This is a genomic window from Chromobacterium sp. CCUG 76385, assembly GCF_059916625.1.
Genome location: NZ_JAUCGU010000041.1, coordinates 1 through 22,330 on the forward strand (window position 1 = coordinate 1; position 22,330 = coordinate 22,330).

The 22,330-nt window shown below is 64.9% G+C and carries 18 protein-coding genes; 4 read left to right on the forward strand and 14 right to left on the reverse strand.

From position 1 onward, the window contains the following. The first annotated feature begins 322 nt into the window (after positions 1–322). On the forward strand, positions 323–2,200 hold the full coding sequence (locus tag QUG01_RS18270; protein WP_500831327.1) for a methyl-accepting chemotaxis protein: 1,878 nt from the start codon (positions 323–325) through the stop codon (positions 2,198–2,200). Between the two features lie 89 nt (positions 2,201–2,289). Further along, positions 2,290–4,089: a tetratricopeptide repeat protein gene (locus QUG01_RS18275; protein ID WP_500831328.1), complete on the forward strand. Its 1,800-nt coding sequence runs from the start codon at positions 2,290–2,292 to the stop codon at positions 4,087–4,089. On the opposite strand, the gene QUG01_RS18280 is transcribed toward QUG01_RS18275, so the two are convergent. From QUG01_RS18280 to QUG01_RS18320, 9 genes are read right to left on the reverse strand one after another with little or no spacing between them, the layout of a single operon-like run. Further along, positions 4,046–4,708 carry a hypothetical protein gene (locus QUG01_RS18280; protein WP_139795255.1) on the reverse strand — a complete coding sequence of 221 codons (663 nt, stop codon included), beginning with the start codon at positions 4,706–4,708 and terminating at the stop codon, positions 4,046–4,048. The two genes, QUG01_RS18275 and QUG01_RS18280, sit on opposite strands and share 44 nt — an antisense overlap. A 29-nt stretch (positions 4,709–4,737) precedes the next feature. After that, positions 4,738–6,120, reverse strand: coding sequence for an FAD-binding oxidoreductase (locus tag QUG01_RS18285; protein ID WP_500831329.1), 1,383 nt, complete (start codon positions 6,118–6,120; stop codon positions 4,738–4,740). Further along, positions 6,117–6,785: a M15 family metallopeptidase gene (locus QUG01_RS18290; protein ID WP_500831330.1), complete on the reverse strand. Its 669-nt coding sequence runs from the start codon at positions 6,783–6,785 to the stop codon at positions 6,117–6,119. Before QUG01_RS18290 ends, QUG01_RS18285 begins: the two co-directional genes overlap by 4 nt. Before the next feature lie 8 nt (positions 6,786–6,793). Continuing rightward, positions 6,794–7,306, reverse strand: coding sequence for a cupin domain-containing protein (locus QUG01_RS18295; protein ID WP_500831331.1), 513 nt, complete (start codon positions 7,304–7,306; stop codon positions 6,794–6,796). Next, a complete protein-coding gene (locus QUG01_RS18300) occupies positions 7,303–7,623 on the reverse strand; it encodes a hypothetical protein (protein ID WP_500831332.1) in 321 nt (106 codons plus the stop codon). Before QUG01_RS18300 ends, QUG01_RS18295 begins: the two co-directional genes overlap by 4 nt. A gap of 11 nt (positions 7,624–7,634) precedes the next feature. After that, positions 7,635–8,258, reverse strand: coding sequence for a glutathione S-transferase family protein (locus tag QUG01_RS18305; protein WP_500831333.1), 624 nt, complete (start codon positions 8,256–8,258; stop codon positions 7,635–7,637). Between the two features lie 33 nt (positions 8,259–8,291). Then, positions 8,292–9,755, reverse strand: coding sequence for a sodium:solute symporter family transporter (locus QUG01_RS18310; RefSeq protein WP_500831334.1), 1,464 nt, complete (start codon positions 9,753–9,755; stop codon positions 8,292–8,294). After that, complete coding sequence (locus QUG01_RS18315; protein ID WP_071109967.1) at positions 9,752–9,946, reverse strand: hypothetical protein; 195 nt, start codon at positions 9,944–9,946, stop codon at positions 9,752–9,754. The genes QUG01_RS18310 and QUG01_RS18315 overlap by 4 nt, the downstream gene beginning before the upstream one ends. A 29-nt stretch (positions 9,947–9,975) precedes the next feature. Next, complete coding sequence (locus tag QUG01_RS18320; RefSeq protein ID WP_500831335.1) at positions 9,976–10,416, reverse strand: GNAT family N-acetyltransferase; 441 nt, start codon at positions 10,414–10,416, stop codon at positions 9,976–9,978. Between the two features lie 170 nt (positions 10,417–10,586). Between QUG01_RS18320 and QUG01_RS18325 the strand changes: the two genes are divergently transcribed. Then, positions 10,587–12,560 (forward strand): phosphocholine-specific phospholipase C, encoded by a 1,974-nt coding sequence (locus QUG01_RS18325; RefSeq protein ID WP_500831336.1) that lies wholly within the window; start codon positions 10,587–10,589, stop codon positions 12,558–12,560. Positions 12,561–12,674: 114 nt separating this feature from the next. Here the strand turns inward: QUG01_RS18325 and dnaE are convergent, their stop codons facing one another. Further along, positions 12,675–16,109 (reverse strand): DNA polymerase III subunit alpha, encoded by a 3,435-nt coding sequence (gene dnaE / locus QUG01_RS18330; protein ID WP_500831337.1) that lies wholly within the window; start codon positions 16,107–16,109, stop codon positions 12,675–12,677. Positions 16,110–16,226: 117 nt separating this feature from the next. On the opposite strand from dnaE, the gene QUG01_RS18335 reads away from it, so the two are divergent. Then, positions 16,227–16,832: a flavin reductase family protein gene (locus QUG01_RS18335; RefSeq protein ID WP_500831338.1), complete on the forward strand. Its 606-nt coding sequence runs from the start codon at positions 16,227–16,229 to the stop codon at positions 16,830–16,832. Positions 16,833–16,955: 123 nt separating this feature from the next. Here QUG01_RS18335 and QUG01_RS18340 read toward each other — a convergent pair whose 3' ends face one another. From QUG01_RS18340 to QUG01_RS18355, 4 genes are all read right to left on the reverse strand, one after another. Then, positions 16,956–17,858: a VirK/YbjX family protein gene (locus QUG01_RS18340; protein ID WP_500831339.1), complete on the reverse strand. Its 903-nt coding sequence runs from the start codon at positions 17,856–17,858 to the stop codon at positions 16,956–16,958. Positions 17,859–17,982: 124 nt separating this feature from the next. After that, a complete protein-coding gene (locus QUG01_RS18345) occupies positions 17,983–19,626 on the reverse strand; it encodes an ArnT family glycosyltransferase (RefSeq protein WP_500831340.1) in 1,644 nt (547 codons plus the stop codon). Further along, entirely contained in the window at positions 19,623–19,880 is a 258-nt protein-coding gene (locus tag QUG01_RS18350) for a PhaM family polyhydroxyalkanoate granule multifunctional regulatory protein (RefSeq protein WP_500831341.1), read from the reverse strand. Before QUG01_RS18350 ends, QUG01_RS18345 begins: the two co-directional genes overlap by 4 nt. A 79-nt stretch (positions 19,881–19,959) precedes the next feature. Continuing rightward, positions 19,960–22,245 (reverse strand): NADP-dependent malic enzyme, encoded by a 2,286-nt coding sequence (locus QUG01_RS18355; RefSeq protein ID WP_500831342.1) that lies wholly within the window; start codon positions 22,243–22,245, stop codon positions 19,960–19,962. Positions 22,246–22,330 lie beyond the last annotated feature (85 nt).

A 22,330-nucleotide genomic window follows, 5' to 3' on the forward strand; every position in this document is an offset into this window, starting at 1 on the left:
GTATCCATCATCACGCTCCTGGTGAGAGGCTTACTTCAGTGTAGTTACCAACTTGTAATTGGGACATAGCCTTTTTTTTGGCGTCGCCGCAGTGTGGTATTCACATCGACGCCTGTCTTTCAAGCACCTATCATAATCAAGTTGGCATGCGTTCGATCAAGCGGCTTCGTCTGCGGCTGGTTTAACGTATACGTCAAGTTTTCAATAAGCACTATCAAATACGCTTGATCCGATACCGCCATGGCGAGTCAAGGCAGGTCGGTGCGCACGCTCGCCTTCTATTCGGGACTGCTGATTCAATACAGTGGGAAAAGGGAAACAGATGAAATCACTCCGTAGCCGCCTGATAGCGCTCAACGCCTTGTTGATGGCGCTGTTCGGCCTGGTCCTGGTGGCCATAGTCTTCATGCAGATGCGATCGGAAATCCTGGGCGGGCTGGACAACGAGTTTGCCGCCAGCCTGAAGGGACAGAGCGCGGTGGTGACCACCTGGCTCGCCGAGAAAAAGCAGCAGATCGTCGCCCAGACCAGCGTGGCCTCCGAGCCGGATGCGCTGCGTTTTCTCAAGGTAGGCAGCAAGGCCGGCGGCTTCAATGTCAATTATGCCGGTTACGCCGACGGACGCACGCTGTTCTCCGACGATTGGGTGGCGCCGGCGGATTACAAAGTGGCCGACCGCGACTGGTACAAGCAGGCCAAGGACGCCGGCCAGCCGATTGTGACCGAGCCTTATGTCGACGAAGCCACCAAGAAGCTGACGGTCACCATCGCGGCGCCGTTCAGCCATAACGGCGCCTTCGCCGGCGTGGTCGGCGGCGACGTGATGGTGGATACCCTGGTCAAGTCGGTGCTGTCGATGAAGGTGCGCGGCAACGGCTACGCCTTCATCGTCGACAAGAAGGGCACGGTGATCGCCCACCCGCAGGCCGAGCTGACGCTGAAACCCATCACCGGCCAGGTGCCGGAGTTGACGCCGGAGCGGCTGGCGCAACTGGTGCAAAGCGACAACGCCTCAGATATGAATATCGGCGGCAAGGACATGCTGGTCTCCGCCCAGACCATTCCCGGCACCAACTGGGTCATGGCGCTGGCCACCGAGCGCGATGTGGTGCTGGCGCCGCTGAACAAGCTCTTGTACACCATAGGCGGGCTGACCCTGCTGGTGTTTGTATTCATGATCCCGTTCTCCAGCGCGATCATCGGCAAGATGCTGTCCGGCCTGGTGAAACTGAAAACGGCGATGGAAGACATCGCCCGCGGCCAGGGCGACCTGACGCTGCGGCTGAAGGATGACGGCCAGGACGAGATCGCCGCCACCGCGCGCGCGTTCAACACCTTCGTCGGCCAGCTGGGCCACCTGTTCCGCGGCCTGAAGACGGATGCGCAGGACGTGGTGGGCGGCGTGCAGGATGCCAGCCAGCTGGTGGCCAGCGTGGCGCAGAGCGCGCGCCATATCTCGGACGTGTCGTCCTCCAACGCCGCCACCCTGGAGCAGATCACCGTCTCCATCTCCCATATCGCTGACAGCGCGCGCCAGGCCGACCAGTTGGCCAGCGCCACCGGCCAGAATCTGGCCGCCAGCGCCGACAATATGGAACGGCTGTCCAGCGGCATGGAAAACACCGTGCAGTCGGTGCGCGGGCTGGAGGAGATGCTGTCCTCGCTGGACAAGCGCTCGCAGGAAATCTCCGGCATCACCAATGTGATCCGCGACATCGCCGACCAGACCAATTTGCTGGCGCTGAACGCGGCGATCGAGGCCGCCCGCGCCGGCGAGCAGGGACGCGGCTTCGCCGTGGTGGCCGACGAGGTGCGCAAGCTGGCCGAGCGCACCGCTCAAGCCACGCTGGAGATATCCAATATGGTGGGGGCGATCCGCGAGGAAACCGGCCGCGCCGTGGGCGATGTCAACAACACGGTGCAGGCGGTGGACGAGGGCGTGGGCCTGACCCGCGAGGCGGTGGACAATATCGCCGCCATCCGCGAATCCATGCTGGAAGTGGTGGCCAAAATGAGCGAGATTTCCCATTCCACCCAAGAGCAGCACAAGGCCACCACGCTGATTGCGCAAAGCTCCGAGGCGATCAACGGCCATGTGCTGGAGAACGACGATGTGCTGCAGAATGTCAGCAGCACGCTGTCTGGCCTGGCCGGCAACGCCGGCAAGATGGACGCGGAGTTCAACAAGTTCCGGCTGTAACCCGGCCGCTATCCCTGCAAACGCCGCCTTGCCAGGCGGCGTTTTTGCGTCGATGATCCGAGGCAACCGTTCCGATTGGCCCACGCGCGATGATCCTGCTTTCTCCCGACACCCTGCTCGCCGCCCGCCTGCTGGCCGAAGGCGACCTGTCCGGCGCGCTGCGCACGGCGCAGGCCGGCTTGCAGGCCGAACCCGGCAATGCGCCGCTGTGGAACTTGCTGGGCGTGTGCGCCGCTCGGCTCGGCCAGTTGCCGCTGGCGGAGCAATGCTGGGGCCAGGCGCTTGCGCTCGATCCGGCCACCCCGGACGCGCATTTCAATCTGGCCTGCCTGCGCGCCGAGCAGGGCAAACTGGGCGAAGCGGAGTCGCATTGCCGCGCGGAGTTGGCGCGCGATCCAGACCACCCGGCCAGCCTGGGCAATCTGGGCAATCTGCTGCAGGAAGCCGGCCGGCTGCCTGAGGCCGAAGCCTGCTTCCGCCGCCGGCTGGCGGCGCACCCATCGGCCGCCGCGCATTACCAGCTGGGCCGCTTGCTGCGCCAGCAGGGCCAGGCCGGCGAAGCCGAGGCCTGCTTGCGCGCCTGCCTGGCAGAGGCGCCGGATGATGTCGAAGCCCTGCAGCTGCTGGGCCAGCTGCTGGCGGACAAGGGCGAGGCGGCCGAGGCTGAAATGATGTTGCGGCGCGCCGTGGCTCTGGAACCGGAGCATGCCGTCGCCGGCAATAATCTGGGGTTGCTGCTGATGGCGCGGCGCAACTGGGACGAGGCGGAGCGCTGGCTGCGGGCGGCCCATGCCCGGCAGCCGGCAGCGGTGCTGCCCAATCTGGCGGCTCTGCTTTGCGCCACCGGCCGCGCGGCGGAGGCGGAGAAGGCGCTGCGCGAGGCGCTGGCGGCCGAGCCGAACTGCGCCGACTGGCTGAATCTGCTCGGCGTGGCCCTGCGCGAGCAGGGCCGGGACGAAGAGGCGGAGCAAGCCTGGACGCGCGGCCTGGCGCAGGCGCCGGCGCATCGCCGCTTGCGGCAGAACCTGGGCTATTCTCAGCTGGCGCGCGGCGAATGGCAGGCCGGCTGGGAGAACCACGAGGCCAGGCTGGCCGCCGCGAGCTATCCTGCGCTGCCGTCGCCGCGCTGGCAGGGTGAGGACTTGTCGGGCAGGCGTCTGCTGCTGTTGTTTGAGCAGGGCTATGGCGACGCCATCCAGTTCAGCCGCTATCTGAATCCGCTGCTCGAAAAAAGCGCGGCCCGCGTCACAGCCCTATGCCGCGCGCCGCTATTGCCCTTGTTTGCGCGGCAATGGCCGCAAGCGGAGTGGCTGGCGATGGCCGGCGGCTACCCGGCTGCTTTTCCGCCGCACGATTGCCATGTGTTTTCGATGAGCCTGCCATGGGTGCTGCGCGAGTTCGAGCCGCGTGCGGAAAGCTATCTGCAGGCCGATCCGGCCCTGCGCCAGGTCTGGCGCGCGCGTCTGCCGGCCGGCCGCAACATCGGCCTGGTCTGGCGCGGCCGCGCCGAGCACCCGTTCGACCATTGCCGCTCCTTGCCGGGGCCGGAGGCCTTGCCGCCGTTGTTGGCTGATCGCGGCGTCAATTGGGTATCGCTGCAGCCGGAGCCGACTGATATCGAACGGCAATGGCTGCGCGAACACGGCGTGCTGGAGCTGGGCGGCGAACTCAAGGATTTCGCCGATAGCGCGGCGCTGCTGGAGGAATTGGATGGTTTGATAGCGGTGGACACCGCTATGGCGCACTTGGCCGGCGCGTTGGGCCTGCCTTGCCGGCTGTTGCTGGCTGACGAGCATGTGGACTGGCGCTGGGGGCGGGAGCGGAGTAGAACTCAGTGGTATGGTTCTATGCGATATGGTCTTGAGGCTGGCTATCCTTTTTTTGTTTAAGTATTTCCTGTAGTTTTGACTTGTTTCTATTGTATAGAATTCTTGTTTCGTATTTTTTCATGTAAGTGATGGTTTTTTTAATTTGACTGATTAATGCTATTTTTTCATTTTCTTCGTCTTTTTTCGGGTTGTCTTCTACTGGTGACCATTTGTAATGAATCATTGCATTTCTAATTTCAGATGTTTTTATTATTGTTTTTAGGTGGGTGCTGTTGAATGTTGGTAGCTCTAGTATTTCTAAAATCCAAGTAAATTTTGATTCTATGTTTGTACTTTTTATTATACCCATTTTCGATTTTGTAGATAGATTAAGCTTTTCTGTCTGGTGAGTAATTATTCCATTTATACTATGCTCAAAGAACATTGCGTAATATATGATTGAGAAATCATATTGTTTTTTCTTTTGGAGTGCTTCGGCTTCTTTTAAAATATTTTCACGATAGTCAATTACCATGTTTATGGTTGATTTGCTAAGTATTTTCTTAATCTTTAAGAATAAATGACTTGTATTCTTCAGATCCTCTTCGGTAATTGAACCTTGAGCAAGAAGTTGGTGTGTAAATGCATGGAATACTTTTTTTGCGAGAGCTTTGTCAGCTGAGGATGTGAATTTTTCCATATTCAAGATCGTACTTTCAGCTCGAAGATTTATAACCACTTCCCCGGATTCATCAGCCCGTCCGGGTCCAGCGCCTGTTTGATGCTGCGCATCAGCTCCAGCGCCAGCGGGTCTTTGTAGCGCAACAGCCAGTCTTTCTTCAGTTGGCCGACGCCGTGTTCCGCCGCCAGCGTGCCGCCCAGGCGGTAGACGTGATCGTAGACGATGGCGTTGACCGCCGGCTCGTCGTCGAACAGATCGGCGTTGCCGGGGCGGGTGAGGCTGACGTTGTAATGTAGATTGCCGTCTCCGGCATGGCCGAAGGCGACGATGCGCACGCCGGGAAACGCCCGCTCCAGATCCGCCGCGCAGTCGCGCACCAGTTGCGGCAGCGCCGAGGTGGGCACCGCGATGTCGTGCTTGATGCTGGGGCCGTCCTTGCGCTGGCTTTCCGATATCTCCTCGCGCAGCGTCCACAGCTTGAGTCGTTCGGTTTCGTTTTGCGCCACCACGCCGTCCAGCATGCCCTGCGTGGCCAGCCACTCCACCAGCGCGTCATTAAGCTGGGCCGCGTCGCCTCCATCGGAAAGCTCGATCAGGATCAGCCACGGCGCGGAAAACGGCATCAGCGCCGGATGGTGGTGCTGCAGCACCTGCTGGCAGTTGGCGTCCATCACCTCGAAGGCGGTCAAGCGGTCGCGGAAGCGATCGCGCAGCCGGTTCAGCCAGTCTATCGCCGTCTCGATGTCGCCGACGCCGACCATCGCGGTGGCGTGGGCGCTGGGCAGGGGGAACAGCTTCAGCGTGGCGGCGGTGATCAGGCCCAGCTGGCCTTCCGCGCCGATGAACAGCTGCTTCAGGTCCAGCCCTGTGGTGTCCTTGCGCAGGCCGGACAACTGGTCCAGCACGCGGCCGTCCGGCAGCACTACTTCCAGTCCCAGCGTCAGCTCGCGCATGGTGCCGTAGCGCAACACCGCCACGCCGCCGGCGTTGGTGGAAAGATTGCCGCCGATCTGGCAAGTCCCTTGCGAAGCCAGCGCCAGCGGAAACAGCCGGCCGGCGGCTTCGGCCGCCTGCTGCGCCTCCTGCAGCGTGACGCCGGCTTCCACCGTCAGCGCGTTGTTGTCGGTGTCAACCTGGCGGATGGTTTTCAAGCGGCGCATGGCGACGATCAACTGCCGGCCGCTGGCGTCCGGCGTGGCCGCGCCGCAAGTGGAGGTGTTGCCGCCCTGCGGCACGATGGCGACTTTGTGCGCGCGGCACAGCCGGACGATGGCGGCCACTTCCGCGGTATTGCCCGGCAGCGCCACGGCCAGCGGCGCGCCCTGGTAGCGGCGCCGCCAGTCCAGCGTGAAGGGCGCGGTGTCGGCGGCGGAGGTCAGCAGGTGTTGCGGGCCGACGATGGCGGCCAGTTGCTGCAGGAAGTCGTTCATGCGGGTTCCAGAAAACTTTCGTCCACGGCCGCGTACAGCGCCTGCGGCGCGCCGCAGACGGCGGCCCAGTAGCGGTCGCCGTAGGACCAATGCCACCACTCGGACGGGTAGTTGACGAAGCCGGCTGCCCGCATCGCCTCACTCAGCATGCGCCGGTTGGCGCGGGCCTGAGCCGATATGGCGGGGCTGTCGGTGTAGCAGGCGCCGGCGGATTCCTCGCTGTCGGCATTGAACGGGCACCCCATGTCCGGTTCCTGCCCCTTGGCATCGATCAGCGTCACGTCCAGCGCCGCGCCGGTAGGATGGGGCGCGACCGCCGGCGGAGCGACGTACAGGCTGGCCTCGCGCAACAGCGCGGTCTCGTCCAGTTCCGGCCGCAGTTCGCGGAGTTTGGCCAGATGCTCGTCGTAAGAGCGTTGCTGGCGCGCCAACGGCCGGTAGGCTTCCTTGACGCATAAGCGCAGGCCATTCGGCAGATGGCGCGCGGCGATCCGCAGCCGCTCCGCCACCGCGCGGCGGGCTTTCAGAAAGTGCGGGCTGCGGCTGGCAATCTGGCTGCGGCTCAGGTCCACTGCCCAGTCCGGGTAGTCGGCCAGGTCCACGAACGGTTCGGCGATGCCGGCCAGCGGGATGGCCAGCAGGGCGGGGTCGGCAAGCGTCAGCATGGCGGCTTTCAGAAAGGCCCGTTGCTGTCGCGCAGTTTGTCCGGCAGGCCGTCGTGGCCGCCGAGCTCCCGCTCCGGCACGTCGTCCCAGTGCAGGGCCCCCAGGAACTGGTTGCGCTCGGGATGCACGGCGTAGTGGATGCGGTTGTCCGCTCTGTCGGTATCGCCTACGCAAAGCAGGCGAACCGGCTGATCCGTGTTGTTGATGAAGGTATGAGCCAGGCCGTCTCCGGCTTTGAAGCCCACCGAGTCGCCGGGCTGCAGCCGGTACAAGGTGCCATCGAGCCATACGTCGGGCGTGCCTTCCAGCACATGGACGAATTCGTCTTCGGTTTTTTCGGCATGGGGCCAACTGGTGCGACAGCCCGGTTCCAGCAGTTCGTGATGGATGCCGAGGCGGGCGAAGCCATAGTGCTTGCCCAGCGCGCTGCCGTGCGACAGCGGTTCCTGGCTGCCGGAGTAATAGCGCGGTCTGTCGCTTTGCAGTTCGCTCCAGTGTTTGATGCAGTCGGGACGGCTCATGGGTCTTCCTCTGTAGTGGCCAGGCTGTCGCAGCCGTGGCCGATGGCGAGATAGCGCCGCGCCAGCCGCTGGAACCCCGGCTCGGCCCAGGCGGGCAAGCGGGGCAGATAGCGGCGAGGCGCTTGCAGCAGGCCGCAACGATAGCGCGGCGCGTCCCATTCCAGCGCGGGACAGGGGCCGGCGCGATGTTTCAGCAATAGCCGCGACAGCGGGCAGGGCGCGGCGGCGCAGCATACGCCGCAGCCGTTGCAGGGCTGGCCGGCGGCGGGCTTGGCCGGCGCAGCCATCCTCAACCATACCACCTGCCGGCTGGCCATGACAGGCGCGCTTATTCCGGGATGTCGGCCGCCATCAGCTCGTCCGGATGCTGCCAGCCCGGCTGGGCGGCGATGCGGGCGAGCCAGGCCTGGGTATGGGGCCAATCGGCGATGTCCAGGCCGGCGTCGGCCAGCCACCACAGGTAGGCGCACAGCGAGACGTCGGCGATGCTGACCTGGTCGCCGGCCAGATAGCGGCGTTCCGTCAGTTCTTGCTCCAGCACGGAGAGGTCGTCGCGCAGGCGCGCTTCCAGCCAGGCTTCCACTTCCGCCCCTTTGGAACGGAAGCTGCGCGACACGCGCAGATTGGGCAGGGACATGCCCAGGCGATTCGTTTCCCAGTTCAGCCATTCGCGCACGCGCTGACGTTCGCCCAGCGCGCCGCCCAGCGTGCCGTAGCTGTCGGCCAGCCATTGCAGGATGGCGTTGGACTGGCACAGCGGCACGCCGTCGGCCACCAGCACCGGCACTTCGCCGAAGCGGCTGGCGGCGCGGAAGTCTGCCGGGCGCTCGTCGCGCGGCTGGGCCAGGTCGATGTGGGCGTAGTCGTGCGAAATGTCGGCCAATACCAGCGCCAGCCGGACCTTGTAGCTGTGGCCGGAGTAGCGGTTGCCATAGAGAATCAGCTTGCTCATTGCGTGTACTTTCTGTCTGGCGCTTCCATCATGTTAGCGCTTGCCGCGCGATCCCAGCCAGGCCGCGGCGAAGGCCAGCGGCAGCGAGAACAACGCGGGGTTGGAATACGGGAACAGCGGCTTGGCGTGGCCCAGCGCGCCTACCCACACCGCTGGCCCGCAGACGATCAGCGCCAGCGCGCCGACGATGCCGGCCACGCCGCCCCACACCACGCCGCGCGCGCTCAGGCCGCGCCAGTGCAAGGCGAGCAGCAGCAGCGGGAAATTGGCCGAGGCGGCGATGGCGAAGGCCAGGCCCATCATCACGGCGATGTTCAGCTGCTGGAATACGGTGGACAACAGCATGGCGGCCAGACCCAGCCCCAGCGTGGCCAGCCGCGACACCGCCAGCTCGCGCCGCGGATCGGCCTGGCCCTGTTTCAGCCAGCTGGCGTACAGGTCATGGCTGACCGCGCTGGCGCCGGCCAGCGTCAGGCCGGCCACCACGGCCAGAATGGTGGCGAAGGCCACCGCGGCCACGGCGGCGCGGGCGAAGTCGCCGCCCAGCAGCTGCGCCAGATGCAGCGCCGCCATATTGCCGCCGCCGAGCAGCTTGCCGTCCGCGCTGTGGAAGTGCGGATCAGGCCCGATCAGCGTCAGCGCGCCGTAGCCGATGATGAGATTCAGCACGAAGAAGCCGGCCACCAGCCAGGTGGCGATGCCGACCGAACGCCGCGCGGCGCGCTCATCGGCCACGGTGAAGAAGCGCATCAACACATGCGGCAGACCCAGCAGGCCCAGGCTCAGCCCCAGGCCCAGCGACAGCATCTCCACCGGGTCGGACAAGGCCTGGCTGGGAAGGAAGGCGGCCGCGCCGCGCAGCTTTTCCGCGGCGGCGAACAGGGCGGCCGGGCTGCCGTCGTAGCGCGCCAGCACGCCGCCGGCCAGCAGCAGGGCACAGACGAAGAGCAAGGCCGCCTTGCTCATCTGCACCCAGGTGGCCGCCAGCATGCCGCCCAGCGCCACGTAGATCATCATCAGCGCGCCCACCAGGCCGACTGCGGCCAGATAGGGCAGGCCGAACAGCAGTTCGATCAGCTTGCCGGCGCCCACCAGCTGCACGATCAGGTAGCACAGCGTCACCGTCAGCGAGCTGGCGATGCCAACCAGCCGCACGCCGGGGTGGTCGAAGCGTTGGCTCAGCACCCCGGCCACGGTGTAGCGGCCCTGCCGCCGCAGCGGCTCCGCCAAGAGCAGGAGCAGCAGCGGCCAGCCGGCCAGGGTGCCGACGGCGTAGGCCAGCGAGTCGTAGCCTTGGCCCAGATACATGCCTGCCGCGCCGAGGAAGGCGGCGGCGGACAGATAGTCGCCGGCCAGCGCCAGGCCGTTTTGCCAGGCCGGCACCCGGCCGCCGGCGGTATAGAAATCATTGAGCGAGGCGGTGCGGCGACGCGCGGCGGCGGTCAGCAGCAGGGTCAGCAGCGTCAGCGCCAGAAACAGCCATTGCGCCAGACTCATGCGCCATCCTCCCGCCGCAGATAGCCGTACAGCGTGGCGATCAGGCAGAACAGCAGCATCGCGGCCAGCGCCAGCGCGATGGAGGCCGGCACGCCGGCCAGGCTGATGGCCAGCCAGTGCGGCCGCAGGGCCAGGATCAGGTAGTAGCCGAGGCAGACCGCCGCGGCGAGGCAAACCAGTAACAGCTTCATGCGCGCTTCATTCGAGCAAAAGGCCGAGTTTAGCGGCCTTGCCACTGCATCACCAGCCTGGCTTCGCCGGGGCCGAAGTAATCCGGCTCGCGGCCCGTTTCGACAAAGCCCAGGCGGCGGTATAGCTCGGCCGCCGGATTGACCGGGTCCACCGTCAAACGGATGCGGCTCGCCTGCGGCCGCATGGCGGCCAGCGCCGCCTGCATCAAGGCCTTGCCGACGCCCTGGCCGCGGCAGGACGGCAGCAACGCCAGCGACAGCAGCCACAGTTCGTCCGGCTGCTGGCTGGGGGCGCCCAGGGCATAGCCGACGATCTGTCCGGCTTCGTCCTCAGCCAGCCAGAACCAGTCCGGCCACAGGTCCAGGGCCTGGCGGAAGAAGAAGTCGGGATAGACGTGGCTGCCGAATACCGCCTGTTCGACGGCGAAGATGGCGGCGAGGTCGGCGCGTTGGGCGGGGCGCAATTTCATCGGGTGGGTCCTGCAGTCTGGTTCCGGGGGAGGGCGTCAAGGGTAAACGATGGCGCGCATTGCGCAAAGTCAGCCGATCAACACGCTTAATGAAATGATCATATTTCTTGCGCAAACTGCGCGCTGTTTTGCCTGGTTTCCCACTGCCTTACCCATTCCGGAGCGTTGTCATGAGCGAATTGTCACGTCGCGAGTTTCTCAAGTTGTCGGCCGCCGGCATCGCCGCCGGCGCGCTGCCGCCCGGTTTGGCGGCAGCCATGGCGGCCCAGCCGGCCGGACGCAGCCTGTCCGCCGTCAGGCATGTCGTGGTGTTCATGCAGGAAAACCGCTCGTTCGACCATTATTTCGGCACCTTGCGCGGCGTGCGCGGTTTCAACGACCGCAGCGCCCTGCAATTGCGCAACGGCAACAGCGTGTTCAAGCAGCCCAATCTGCTGCAGCCGGCCGAGTATCCGTTTCATCTGGACAGCAGCCGCACCAGCGCGCAATACCTGAGCGACCTGGACCACTCCTGGCTGGGCACGCACGCCGCCTGGAATCTGGGCAAGTACGATGGCTGGGTGCCGGCCAAGACGGCGATGACCATGGGTTACTTCAACCGCGCCGACATCCCCTACCACTACGCGCTGGCCGACGCCTTCACCATCTGCGACCACTATTTCTGTTCGGTGCTGGGTCCGACCAATCCCAACCGCCTGTATTTGTGGAGCGGCATGATCAACCCGCAAGGCGGTAAGGGCGGGCCGGTGATAGACAACAGCGAGCTGGGCTACAGCTGGACCACCTATCCGGAGCGGCTGCAGAACGCCGGCGTCAGCTGGAAGGTGTATCAGGTGCTGGGCGACAATTTCGACGACAACGCGCTGGCCTGGTTCAAGCAGTACCGCAATGCCCAGGCCGGCAATCCGCTGCACGACCGCGGCATGGCCTCGGTGCCCAAGACCGGCGGCAACTCGGTGCAAGACCTGGTGGCGGCGATCCGCAACGACGCGGTCAACGGGACGCTGCCGCAGGTGTCATGGGTGGTGGCGCCGCAGGACTATTCCGAGCATCCCAGCGCCGCGCCGGCCGCCGGCGCCTATCTGGTGGACCAGGTGCTGCAGGCCTTGACCGCCAATCCGGACGTGTGGGCCTCCACCGTGCTGCTGCTCAATTACGACGAGAACGACGGCTTCTTCGACCACGTTCCGCCGCCGATTCCGCCGTCCGGCGCCGCCGACGAGTTCGTGTCCGGCGCGCCCATAGGCCTGGGGCCGCGCGTGCCCATGCTGGTGTTGTCGCCGTGGAGCCGCGGCGGCTATGTCTGCTCGCAGGTGTTCGATCACACCTCGGTGATCCGCTTCCTGGAAACCTGGACCGGCGTGCAGGAGCCGAACATCTCGGCCTGGCGGCGCAAAATCTGCGGCGACCTGACCAGCGCGCTGGATTTCGGCAACAGCAATCTCACCGTGCCGGCCTTCCCGGACACCACGGCGCTGCTGACCCAGGCCCAGCAAACCAAGAATTGGCCCAAACCCAGCGCGCCGGCGCCGGGACAGATGCCGCAGCAGGAACCCGGCCGCCGGCTGGCGCGTCCGCTGCCTTACCAGTGCAACGCTTACGCCAGCACAGACTTGTCGTCCGGCATCGTCTGGATACACATGCAGAACGGCGGCACGCAGGCGGCGCATTATTCGATCTACGCCAACGCCTACCGCATAGATGGCCCGTGGCAGTACGACGTGGCCGGCGGCGCCGAGAGCAAGGACTATTTCCATGTCCAGACCTACGGCCTCGGCTGGTATGACCTGACGCTGTGCGGCCCGAACGGCTTCCTGCGCCGCTTCGCCGGCAATATCCATCAGGCCGGCGGCAAGCTGGAGGCGGTCAGCGGCATCAGCTCAGCCGGAGGCGTGCCGCAGTTGACGCTGCAGCTGAGCAACGGCGGCAAGTCGGCGGTGACCTTTCAGATCAGCGCCAATGGCTACGGCGGCAGCGCGGCGCAGCAGGTGACGGTGGCGGCCGGCGCCAGCCAGACGCTGAGCTGGAATCTGTCCGGCGTGTACGGCTGGTATGACTTCACCGTGGCCACCAGCAGCGACGGCAGCTTCGTGCGCCGGCTGGCGGGGCATGTGGAGACCGGCGCGGTGAGCGTCAGCGGCTGAGCGTAGGGCGGAAGCCCGGCCAGGCCGGGCGTTCCGCCGCAGGTATCGGCATACGCGCGATAGGCTTGGATGGCAGGCTAGGCGGAACGCCCTGATGGAATCAGGGCTTCCGCCCTACCACAGCACCTTGACCTTGCCTTCGCCCAGCCAATCGCTCAGCGCCAGCAGCAGGCCGTCATCGAGGCGTACGCCCCATTCCTGCGGCAGCATCAGCTCGCCCTTGGCCTTGCCGTTGTTGTAGGCCAGCCGCACCAGGCAGCCGGCGTCCTGGCTCTTGAACGGATGCAGTTCCGACTTCAGCCGCGCGATGTCAGGCTTGGCCGGCAGCTGCAAGGACAGGCCGCGGGCGTAGCGGCTGCGCGCTTCGCCCAGGCTGTACAGCTTGTCCACGATGATGCGCAGGCCGCCGGAGAAGCTGTCTTCGCTGACCTTGCCTTCCACCACCAGCACCACGTCTTCCTTCAGCTTGTCGCGGTTCAGCTCGAAGCTTTCGGCGAACAGGCTGACTTCCAGCTTGGCGGTGCCGTCGTCCAGCTGCACGAAGGCCATCTTGCCGCGGTTGCCCACCTTGACGCGGATGCCGGTGACGAAGCCGGCCAAGAGCTGCGGCTCCTTGCGCGGGGTCAGGCGCGACAGCGTGGTCTTGATGAAGCCGCGCACTTCCTTCTCATAGGCGGAGAACGGGTGGCTGGACAGGTAGAAGCCGATGGCCAGCTTTTCCTCGGCCAGCTTGACGGCGTCGCTCCATGGACGGGTGGCCACCATTTCCACCGCCGGCGCGACGTCGTCGCCGAACATGTCGAACAGGCCGCCCTGGTTGGCATTGGCGTGTTCCTGCTCGGCGGCGTCCATGGCCAGGCCGACATTGGCGAACAAGAGCGCGCGGTTCGGTTCGATGGCGTCGAAGGCGCCGGCGCGGATCAGCGCCTCGATCACCCGCTTGTTGACCAGCTTCTTGTCGGTGCGCTTGCAGAAATCGAACAGGTCGCTGAACGGGCCGCCGGCTTCGCGCACCGATACGATGTGGTCCACCGCGGCTTCGCCGGTGCCCTTGATCGCGCCCAGCGCGTAGCGGATTTCCTTGCGGCTGACCGGCACGAAGCGGTAGAAGCTGTGGTTGACATCCGGCGGCAGGAAGGTGATGCCGTTCTTGGCGTCCTGGCAATCGTCGTAGAACACCTTCAACTGGTCGGTGTTGTCCAATTCGGTGGACATCGTCGCCGCCATATAGGCCGCGCAGTGGTGAGCCTTCAGCCAGGCGGTGTGGTAGGCCACCAGCGCATAGGCCGCGGCGTGCGACTTGTTGAAGCCGTAGCCGGCGAACTTCTCCATGTAGTCGAAGATTTCGTTGGCCTTGGACTCAGGAATGTCCTGCTTGGCCGCGCCCTGCACGAACATCGCGCGCTGGGCCACCATCTCTTCGACCTTTTTCTTACCCATGGCGCGGCGCAGCAAGTCGGCGCCGCCCAGCGAGTAGCCGCCGATCACCTGCGCCGACTGCATCACCTGTTCCTGGTACACCATGATGCCGTAGGTCGGCGCCAGCACCGGCTCCAAGAGCGGGTGCAGGTATTCGAACTTGGCGCCGTGCATGCGCTGGATGAAGTCCGGGATCAGGTCCATCGGGCCTGGGCGGTACAAGGCCACGAAGGCGATAATTTCCTCGAACTTGCTGGGTTTGGCCTCCACCAGCATCTTCTTCATGCCGGTGGACTCGAACTGGAACACGGCGGTGGTGTTGGCGGTGGCGAACACCTTGTAGGCGTCGCGGTCGTCCAGCGGCAGGTGGGCGACGTCCACGTCCTCGCCGCTGACCTGCTTGATGTACTTCTGCGCCAGTTCGATGATGGTCAGGTTGCGCAGGCCCAGGAAGTCGAACTTTACAAGGCCGATCTGCTCCACGTCGTCCTTGTCGAACTGCGAAACGGGAGACGCGCCTTCGCCGCTGGCGATGTACAGCGGGCAGAAGTCGGTCAGTTTGCCCGGCGCGATCAACACGCCGCCGGCGTGCATGCCCAGGCCGCGCGTCAGGTCTTCCAGCTTCATGGCCAGTTCGATCAGCTCCTGCGCGCCTTCGGATTCGATCACCTCGCTGATCTGCGGCTCCACCTGCATCGCCTTTTCCAGGCTCAAGGGCTTGTTCGCCTCCAGCGGGATCAGCTTGGACAGGCGGTCGCACAGGCCGAAGGGCAGGTCCAGCACGCGGCCGACGTCGCGGATCACCGACTTGGACGACATGGTGCCGAAGGTGGCGATCTGGCTCACCGCCTCCTCGCCGTATTTCTGCCGGGTGTATTCAATCACCCGCCAGCGGTTTTCCTGGCAGAAGTCCACGTCGAAGTCGGGCATGGACACCCGCTCCGGGTTCAGGAAGCGCTCGAACAGCAAGGCGTAGCGCAGCGGATCGAGGTCGGTGATGCTGAGGCTGTAAGCCACCAGCGAGCCGGCGCCGGAACCCCGGCCCGGCCCCACCGGGCAGCCGTTGGCCTTGCCCCACTGGATGAAGTCCGCCACGATCAGGAAGTAGCCGGGGAAGCCCATCTGGATGATGGTGTCGCACTCGAATTTCAGCCGCGCGTCGTATTCCGGCCGCCGGGCCGCGCGCACCGCTTCGTCCGGGTACAGCTGTCTCAGCCGCTCTTCCAGCCCGCGCTTGGCCTCGTAGACCAGGAAGTCGTCCAGCGTCATGCCGTCCGGCGTCGGGAACAGCGGCAGGTAGTTCTTGCCCAGCACCACGGAGATATTGCAGCGCTTGGCGATTTCCACCGTGTTGGCCAGCGCCTCCGGGATGTCGGCGAAGCGTTGCAGCATTTCATCGGTGCTGAGGAAATACTGGCATTCGTGGAAGCTGCGCGGACGGCGCTTGTCGCCCAGGGTATAGCCTTCGGCGATGCACACCCGCGCTTCATGGGCCTTGAAGTCTTCCGGCTCCATGAACTGGATGGGGTGGGTGGCCACCACCGGCAGCGCCATCTCGCCGGCCAGCCACAAGGTGGCCTGCACCACGTTTTCGATCTGCGCGTTGTCCAGGCGCTGGACTTCCAGATAGAACGACCCCGGGAACAGCTTTTCCCAGTAGGCGGCGCGGCGTTGCGCTTCTTCGCGCTGGCCCATGGACAGCGCGATGCCGACGTCGCCGTGATGGGCGCCGGACAGGCATAACAGGTCGCGGTTGTCGCCGGCCTCCAGCCAGGCGCGCTTGATCTCGGCGCGGCCGCGGTATTGGTTGTGGCTGAAGGCTTCGGTCAAGAGTTTGCACAGCCGCCGGTAGCCTTCGCGGTTTTTCACCATCAGCATCAGCCGGTAGGGCTTGTCGCGATCCTCCTCGTTCTCCAGCCAGATGTCGGCGGAGACGATGGGTTTGATGCCCTTGTTGCGGCAGGCCTTGTAGAACTTGACCATGCCGAACAGATTCATCAGGTCGGATACGCCAAGCGCGGGCATCTGCTCCTTGACGGCGCGTTTGACCGCGTCATCGAGGCGGACGATGCCGTCGGTGATGGAGAACTCCGAGTGGAGGCGAAGGTGGACAAAGCGGGGTGCGTTCATTCCGGCATTTTACCGGCAGGCGCGGGCGCGAACCAGTTCAAATGATGGCTGGCACATCGTGGTCCAAGCGCATTAGAATGCTGGCATGGCAATTTTCACCGCAGGCGAAGAAAACCGATGGAGTTCAATGTGCAGCAATTGGAGCGGACGAATCTGTATCAACTGCTGGTGGGCTGCATCCTGCCGCGGCCTATCGCCTGGGTCAGCACCCAGGATTTGAAGGGGGTGTGCAATCTGGCGCCGTTTTCTTTCTTCAACGTGATGAGCGTGACGCCGCCGCTGTTGGGCATCAGCATTCTCAAGCAGGCGTCGGAGCGGGACAAGGATACGCTGGCCAACATCCGTCTGACCGGGGAGCTGGTGGTCAACATCGTCAACCGGCCGCTGGCCGAGGCGATGAACGTCACCTGCGGCGCTTACGCGCCGGAAGTGGACGAATTCGAGCTGGCGGGCCTGGCCCGGGCGGCCAGCGTGACGGTCAAGCCGCCCGGCGTGGCGGAAGCGCCGGTGCGTTTGGAATGCACGCTGCATCAATGCCTGAGCTTCGGCCACGGCAGCGGCGCCGGCAATCTGGTGCTGGCCGAGGTCAAATACATCCACGTGGCGGACGAGGTGTGGCGCGACGGCGCGGTGGACGACGTGGCGCTGCAGGCGGTGGGCAAGCTGGGCGGCGATCGTTACAGCCTGGCGGAACCGGCGTTCAGTCTGGCGCGTCCGGCCTGAGCCGCGCTTGGCTCCGTCAAGCACACCGCTGATCCTGCCTTGCGCCTGTTTGCGGCACTCTTTGTACCGTCTGCGCCGGTGCGGCTTGGCGCAGCTTTTCTAGTGAAGTTTGGTTAACGACGCTCAGAGCGCGGCCTGGGTTTGCTCGGCCAGCGCGTCCAGCATGCTGTAGCGGCGCTGGTACTCGGCGCGCTTCTTGCTGGCGATGTCTTCCATGGCCTTGCGCGGCGGCGTCAGTGGAATGCGGTAGAAGCGGCCGTCATCCACCGGCTCGGCGTCCAGCGTCTGCCAGAAGCTGTCGTAGTCGGCGAAGAATTCGCGTCGATATCGCCATGAGCTGTAAATATGTTCGCGGTTGCCGATGGCCAGGATCTCGTCGGCGCCGATCTTGCGCGCCAATGCGGTCAGCGCTTCCATCGCCAGCCGCTTCGGAAACAGGCCGTGCGCCGCCTTGGTGGCCAACTGCACGGCTTCCGCGCCATGCGGCTTGCGCGGGCCTTGCAGGCCGCCGATCACCAACACGATATCTTGTTCGCGGCGAGTCAGGGTGAAGGTCAGCGTCGCCAGCGGCACGCTGTCCTCGTTGCATACCTGCAGCGACATTTCCCCTTCTTTGTCGAAGCTATGCTGTTGGGTCAACAGCACCAGCAGCCTGCCGTTGTTCTTGCCGGTCAGCTCCGCCAGTTGCAGATGCTGGCTGGACAAAAGCTGGCGGCGCGCCGCGCCGGAAAAGCGCTTTTCCAGCAACTGGTAGTGGGCCTGCAGCGCGCGCAGCTTGCCGGCCGGTCCGAGCGATCGGTACAGGTAGGGGCGATGCAGCTTGCTGGCCAGCCGCGGATTGTGCCGCAGGTAGGGCAGCAGCGTCTGCGAGCGGAAAGTATCCAGCCAGCGCAGCGTCCACGGCAGGGTCAACACGCCGCGGAATGCGAATTTGAAACGGTTCTTGCCCTCGTCGAAGCCGTCGCGGCGCGAAAACGAGCCGCTGGCCAGCGACCAGAACAGATCCACGGAATTGATTACAGTCATGCCTTCCCCCACCGATTAGCTTGTTAGGATAAGGTAAGTTCAGACATGAAGTTGTTAAAAGATATGTAGAACAGTGTGACTGTGTGTGACGCAAAATCGTTTCAGCATGCCGCTGTTTGCCGCTTTATGGCAGCAAATAGAGGCGGAAGCGTTCTTTGTGATCGCCAGGGCGCTGGAAAACGGATATTGGATGCAATTGGGCGAGCGCAGACGGCGCTTGGTCATTCAGCGTCTGCAGCAGCAGCCAGCGGCACCGATGCGCCGCCGGCTGGGTTTCCAGCCGCAGCGTGCGATAGCCGGCGTAGTACTCCAGCAAGGCGCGCTGCGGCTCGCCCAGGTTTTGGCTGGCGACGCAGCCGCCGTCGCGCTGTATCGCCTCCAGCCGCGGTTTGAGCGCGAGGAAGGTTTCGCGGTAGCGCATGCCGTGATCCAGCGCCGGCAGCCAGAGCGTGGCCAAGCCGCACCACAGCAGCGTCATGGCGATGCTCCAGCGCCAGGCCAGTCCGGCCATGGCGGTCAACGGTTGGCGCCAGCACCATAGCAAACAGGCCAGCGCCAGGCCGAAGGCCAGCCAGTGGCCGGGATAGAAGGCCGGCGTCCAGCCGCTGAACTGGCGCTCCAGCAGCGGCCGGCTCCAAGCGATATCGGAAGGCGCGCTGAGCACCCGCGCCACCAATAACAGATAGCCCAGCAGCAAGCCAAACAGCGCGGCCAGCGTGACTGTTAGCCAGCGCGGCGGATGCCAGGCAAACGGCAATCCGGCCAACGCCAGCAGCGTCAAGGGCGGCAGCAGCGGCAAGGCGTACAGCTCTCTCGCTTCCGCCGCGGCCAGCAGCACCGCCAGCGAACCGCCAAACAGCGCCAGCGGCGGCAAAAGGGTCAGCGGCGCGAGCTGGCGGCGCAGCATCCGCCATGCGCTCCACAGCGCCAGCGGCCATAGCGGCAGTGCATACCAGGGCAGGGTGCGGCCGTAGAACCATGGGCGCTGGCGCGGCCCCAGATGAGCGCGGCCATTGAAACGGCCGAAATTATTGGCATCCAGCCACAGATGGAACAGCTCCGGGCTGCGCCGGTACAGCGCGGCCATCCACCATAGCGGCAGGGGCAGGGCGGTCAGCAGCGCGACTGCCAGCGTCAGCAGGTAGCGGCGTTGGCGGTAAGCCGGATGCAGCGGCAGGGCCAGCGCGGCCAGTCCCAGGCAGCCGGGGCCAAGCAGCCCCTTGCTGAGGAAGGCGATGGCGCCGCCGCCGCCCAGCATCAGGCCGGCGAGGACGGGACGCGCAAGGGCGTGGCACAAGCCGGCCAGTCCCCAGCAGAAGCCGGCCATCAGCGCGGTATCGGTGATCAATTGATGGGCACGTATCGGCAGGCCGACGGCGCCGATCAGCAGCAGCGGCGCCCAGCGGCCGAAGCCCGCGCCGAACAGGCCGCGCGCCGCCACGCCTAGCCCCAGCCAGCCGATGGCGTTCCATAGTCCTGCCGCCAGACGGGCGGCGTCCGGCGCGCCCAGCCAGCCCTGCAGCGCTTGCAGGGTCCAGCTGGCGCTGATGAAGAACAGCGGCGGTTTTTCCAGGAACGGTTCGCCGGCCAGCATCGGCACCACCCAATCGCCGCTGGCGGCGATATGACGCACCAGCCCGAAGGTGTAGGCTTCGTCCGGTTTCCACGGCTCATGGCCGACCAGGCCGGGAATCAGCCACAGCAGCAGCACGGCGGCCAGCGCCGGCCACGGCAGGGCAGGGGGAGGGCTGGAGCGGACCGGGGTCACGGCTTGGACGGGGGCGGATCCTTCGGACGCATCGAGTGCAGGGCGGCTCTCTGCATTTCCAGCGTTTTGATCTGCATGGACAGCACGCCCAGATTCATCGTCAGCCAGCCTTCCACCACGCGCAGTTCGGCCAGCTTGCGGTCGATTTCCTCTTCCGACATCGGCGGCAGGAAGGCCTGCATGCCTGGCGGCGTGGCTTGCTGCCAGAACTGGCGGAACAGGGCGAAGGGGTCGTTGGAATGGTCTTGGCTCATCGGCGTCATCCTGCATTGGGCATGAAAAAACGGGCAAGCGATGCTTGCCCGTTCAGTATATGCCCTAAGCGCGAGCGGATCAGCCCTGTTGGCTTGGCGCCTGCGCGTCGACGGAGGCCAGCGCCACCATATTGACGATGCGGCGCACCGAGGAGATCGGCGTCAGGATGTGCACCGGCTTGGCCATGCCCATCAGGATGGGGCCGATGGTCACGCCGTCGGCTGCCGACACGCGCAGCAGGTTGTAGCTGATGTTGGCGGCTTCCACGTTCGGCATGATCAGCAGATTGGCGGAACCCTTCAGCGTGGAGTCCGGCATCGCCTGGGTGCGGATGGCTTCCACCAGCGCCGCGTCGCCCTGCATTTCGCCGTCGATTTCCAGCTCCGGCTGGGCTTCGCGGATCAGGTCGAACGCCGCGCGCATCTTCTGCGCCGACGGGGTGTTCAAGGCGCCGAAGCTGGAGTTGGACAGCAGAGCGGCCTTGGGCTGGATGCCGAAGCGCTTGATCGACTCGGACGCCATCTTGGTGATGGAGGCCAGCTGTTCGGCGCTCGGCTCGGCGTTGACGTAGGTGTCGGTGATGAAGATATTGCCGGTCGGCAGGATCAGCGCGTTCATCGCGCCGGCCACCTTGTCCTCGTTGGCGTAGCCCAGCACGTTCTCCAGAATGTCGAAGTGCTGGCGGTACGGACCGTAAGTGCCGCAGATCAGCGCGTCGGCGTCGCCGCGGCGCACCATCATGGCGCCGATCAGCGTGGTATTGCCGATCACGCGGCGGCGCGCCTGCTCCTGCGACACGCCCTTGCGCTTCATCAGCTGGTAGTAATCCTGCCAGTAGTCGTTGAAGCGCGGGTCAGACTCGTTGTTGACCAGTTCGAAGTCCACGCCCGGGCGCAGTTTCAGGCCCAGTTTTTCGATGCGCTTTTCGATCACGCTGGGACGGCCCACCAGGATGGGCTTGGCCAGACCCTGGGTGACGATTTCCTGGGTGGCGTGCAATACGCGCTCGTCCTCGCCTTCGGTCAGCACCACCCGTTTCGGGTCTTTCTTGGCCTGGGCGAACACCGGCTTCATGAACAGATTGGTCTTGTAGACGAACTGCGCCAACTGGTCGGCGTAGGCGTCGAAGTCCTGGATCGGGCGGGTGGCGACGCCGGATTCCATGGCGGCCTTGGCCACGGCCGGGGCGATCTTGACGATCAGGCGCGGGTCGAACGGCTTAGGAATCACGTATTCCGGGCCGAAGGACAGTTCCTGGTCGCCGTAGGCGGTGGCCACCACGTCGTTTTGTTCGGCCATCGCCAGGTCGGCGATGGCGCGCACGGTGGCCAGCTTCATCTCTTCATTGATGGTGGTGGCGCCCACGTCCAGCGCGCCGCGGAAGATGAAGGGGAAGCACAGCACGTTGTTGACCTGGTTCGGGAAGTCCGAACGGCCGGTGCCGATGATGGCGTCCGGGCGCACTTCCTTGACCAGCGGCGGCAGGATTTCCGGTTCCGGGTTGGCCATGGCCAGGATCAGCGGATCGCGGGCCATGCTCTTCACCATGTCCTGGCTCACCAGGCGCGGGCCGGACAGGCCCATGAAGATGTCGGCGCCGGCCATGGCGTCGGCCAGCTTGCGCCAGCCGTTGTCCTTGATCGCGTAGCGCAGCTTGGATTCGTCCAGCTTCTCGTCGCGGCCGATGTAGACCACGCCCTTGGAGTCGCAGATGGTGATGTTTTCACGCTTCACGCCCAGCGCCACCAAGAGGTCCAGGCAGGCGATGGCGGCCGCGCCGGCGCCGGAGGCCACCACGCGAACTTCGCCGATTTCCTTCTTCACCAGGCGCAGGCCGTTCAGCACCGCGGCGGCGGCCACAATGGCGGTGCCGTGCTGGTCGTCGTGGAACACCGGGATGCCCATGCGCTCGCGGCACTTCTTCTCGATGTAGAAGCACTCCGGCGCCTTGATGTCTTCCAGGTTGATGCCGCCGAAGGTCGGCTCCAGCGAGCAGATGATGTCCACCAGCTTGTCCGGGTCCAACTCGTTGACTTCGATGTCGAACACGTCGATGCCTGCGAACTTCTTGAACAGCACGCCCTTGCCTTCCATCACCGGCTTGCTGGCCAGCGCGCCGATATTGCCCAGGCCCAGCACGGCGGTGCCGTTGGAGATCACCGCAACCAGGTTGCCGCGAGCAGTGTATTTGTAGGCGTTGAGCGGGTCTTCGACGATGGCGTCGCACGGGGCGGCCACGCCCGGGGAGTAGGCCAGCGCCAGGTCGCGCTGAGTGGTCAGCGGCTTGGTCGGCGATACCTGGATCTTGCCCGGGGTTGGGAACTGGTGAAATTCCAGCGCGCTTTGGCGCAATTGCTCGTCCATTCGCAGGCTCCTGATTGAGAGAGATGTTCTTATGTTGGTAAGGGACAGCGGAACATTATAAGACTTTATGCCGGGCTCGGGCTAT

Excerpts from the sequence above, each read along its gene's own strand:
- QUG01_RS18280 (WP_139795255.1), bottom strand. The coding sequence starts at position 4,708 with ATGGAAAAATTCACATCCTCAGCTGACAAAGCTCTCGCAAAAAAAGTA.
- QUG01_RS18295 (WP_500831331.1), bottom strand. The coding sequence starts at position 7,306 with ATGAGCCGTCCCGACTGCATCAAACACTGGAGCGAACTGCAAAGCGAC.
- dnaE (WP_500831337.1), bottom strand. The coding sequence starts at position 16,109 with ATGAACGCACCCCGCTTTGTCCACCTTCGCCTCCACTCGGAGTTCTCC.
- QUG01_RS18300 (WP_500831332.1), bottom strand. The coding sequence starts at position 7,623 with ATGGCCAGCCGGCAGGTGGTATGGTTGAGGATGGCTGCGCCGGCCAAG.
- QUG01_RS18310 (WP_500831334.1), bottom strand. The coding sequence starts at position 9,755 with ATGAGTCTGGCGCAATGGCTGTTTCTGGCGCTGACGCTGCTGACCCTG.
- QUG01_RS18350 (WP_500831341.1), bottom strand. The coding sequence starts at position 19,880 with ATGAGCCAAGACCATTCCAACGACCCCTTCGCCCTGTTCCGCCAGTTC.
- QUG01_RS18355 (WP_500831342.1), bottom strand. The coding sequence starts at position 22,245 with ATGGACGAGCAATTGCGCCAAAGCGCGCTGGAATTTCACCAGTTCCCA.
- QUG01_RS18275 (WP_500831328.1), top strand. The coding sequence starts at position 2,290 with ATGATCCTGCTTTCTCCCGACACCCTGCTCGCCGCCCGCCTGCTGGCC.
- QUG01_RS18290 (WP_500831330.1), bottom strand. The coding sequence starts at position 6,785 with ATGCTGACGCTTGCCGACCCCGCCCTGCTGGCCATCCCGCTGGCCGGC.
- QUG01_RS18270 (WP_500831327.1), top strand. The coding sequence starts at position 323 with ATGAAATCACTCCGTAGCCGCCTGATAGCGCTCAACGCCTTGTTGATG.
- QUG01_RS18335 (WP_500831338.1), top strand. The coding sequence starts at position 16,227 with ATGGAGTTCAATGTGCAGCAATTGGAGCGGACGAATCTGTATCAACTG.
- QUG01_RS18305 (WP_500831333.1), bottom strand. The coding sequence starts at position 8,258 with ATGAGCAAGCTGATTCTCTATGGCAACCGCTACTCCGGCCACAGCTAC.
- QUG01_RS18315 (WP_071109967.1), bottom strand. The coding sequence starts at position 9,946 with ATGAAGCTGTTACTGGTTTGCCTCGCCGCGGCGGTCTGCCTCGGCTAC.
- QUG01_RS18285 (WP_500831329.1), bottom strand. The coding sequence starts at position 6,120 with ATGAACGACTTCCTGCAGCAACTGGCCGCCATCGTCGGCCCGCAACAC.
- QUG01_RS18320 (WP_500831335.1), bottom strand. The coding sequence starts at position 10,416 with ATGAAATTGCGCCCCGCCCAACGCGCCGACCTCGCCGCCATCTTCGCC.
- QUG01_RS18325 (WP_500831336.1), top strand. The coding sequence starts at position 10,587 with ATGAGCGAATTGTCACGTCGCGAGTTTCTCAAGTTGTCGGCCGCCGGC.
- QUG01_RS18340 (WP_500831339.1), bottom strand. The coding sequence starts at position 17,858 with ATGACTGTAATCAATTCCGTGGATCTGTTCTGGTCGCTGGCCAGCGGC.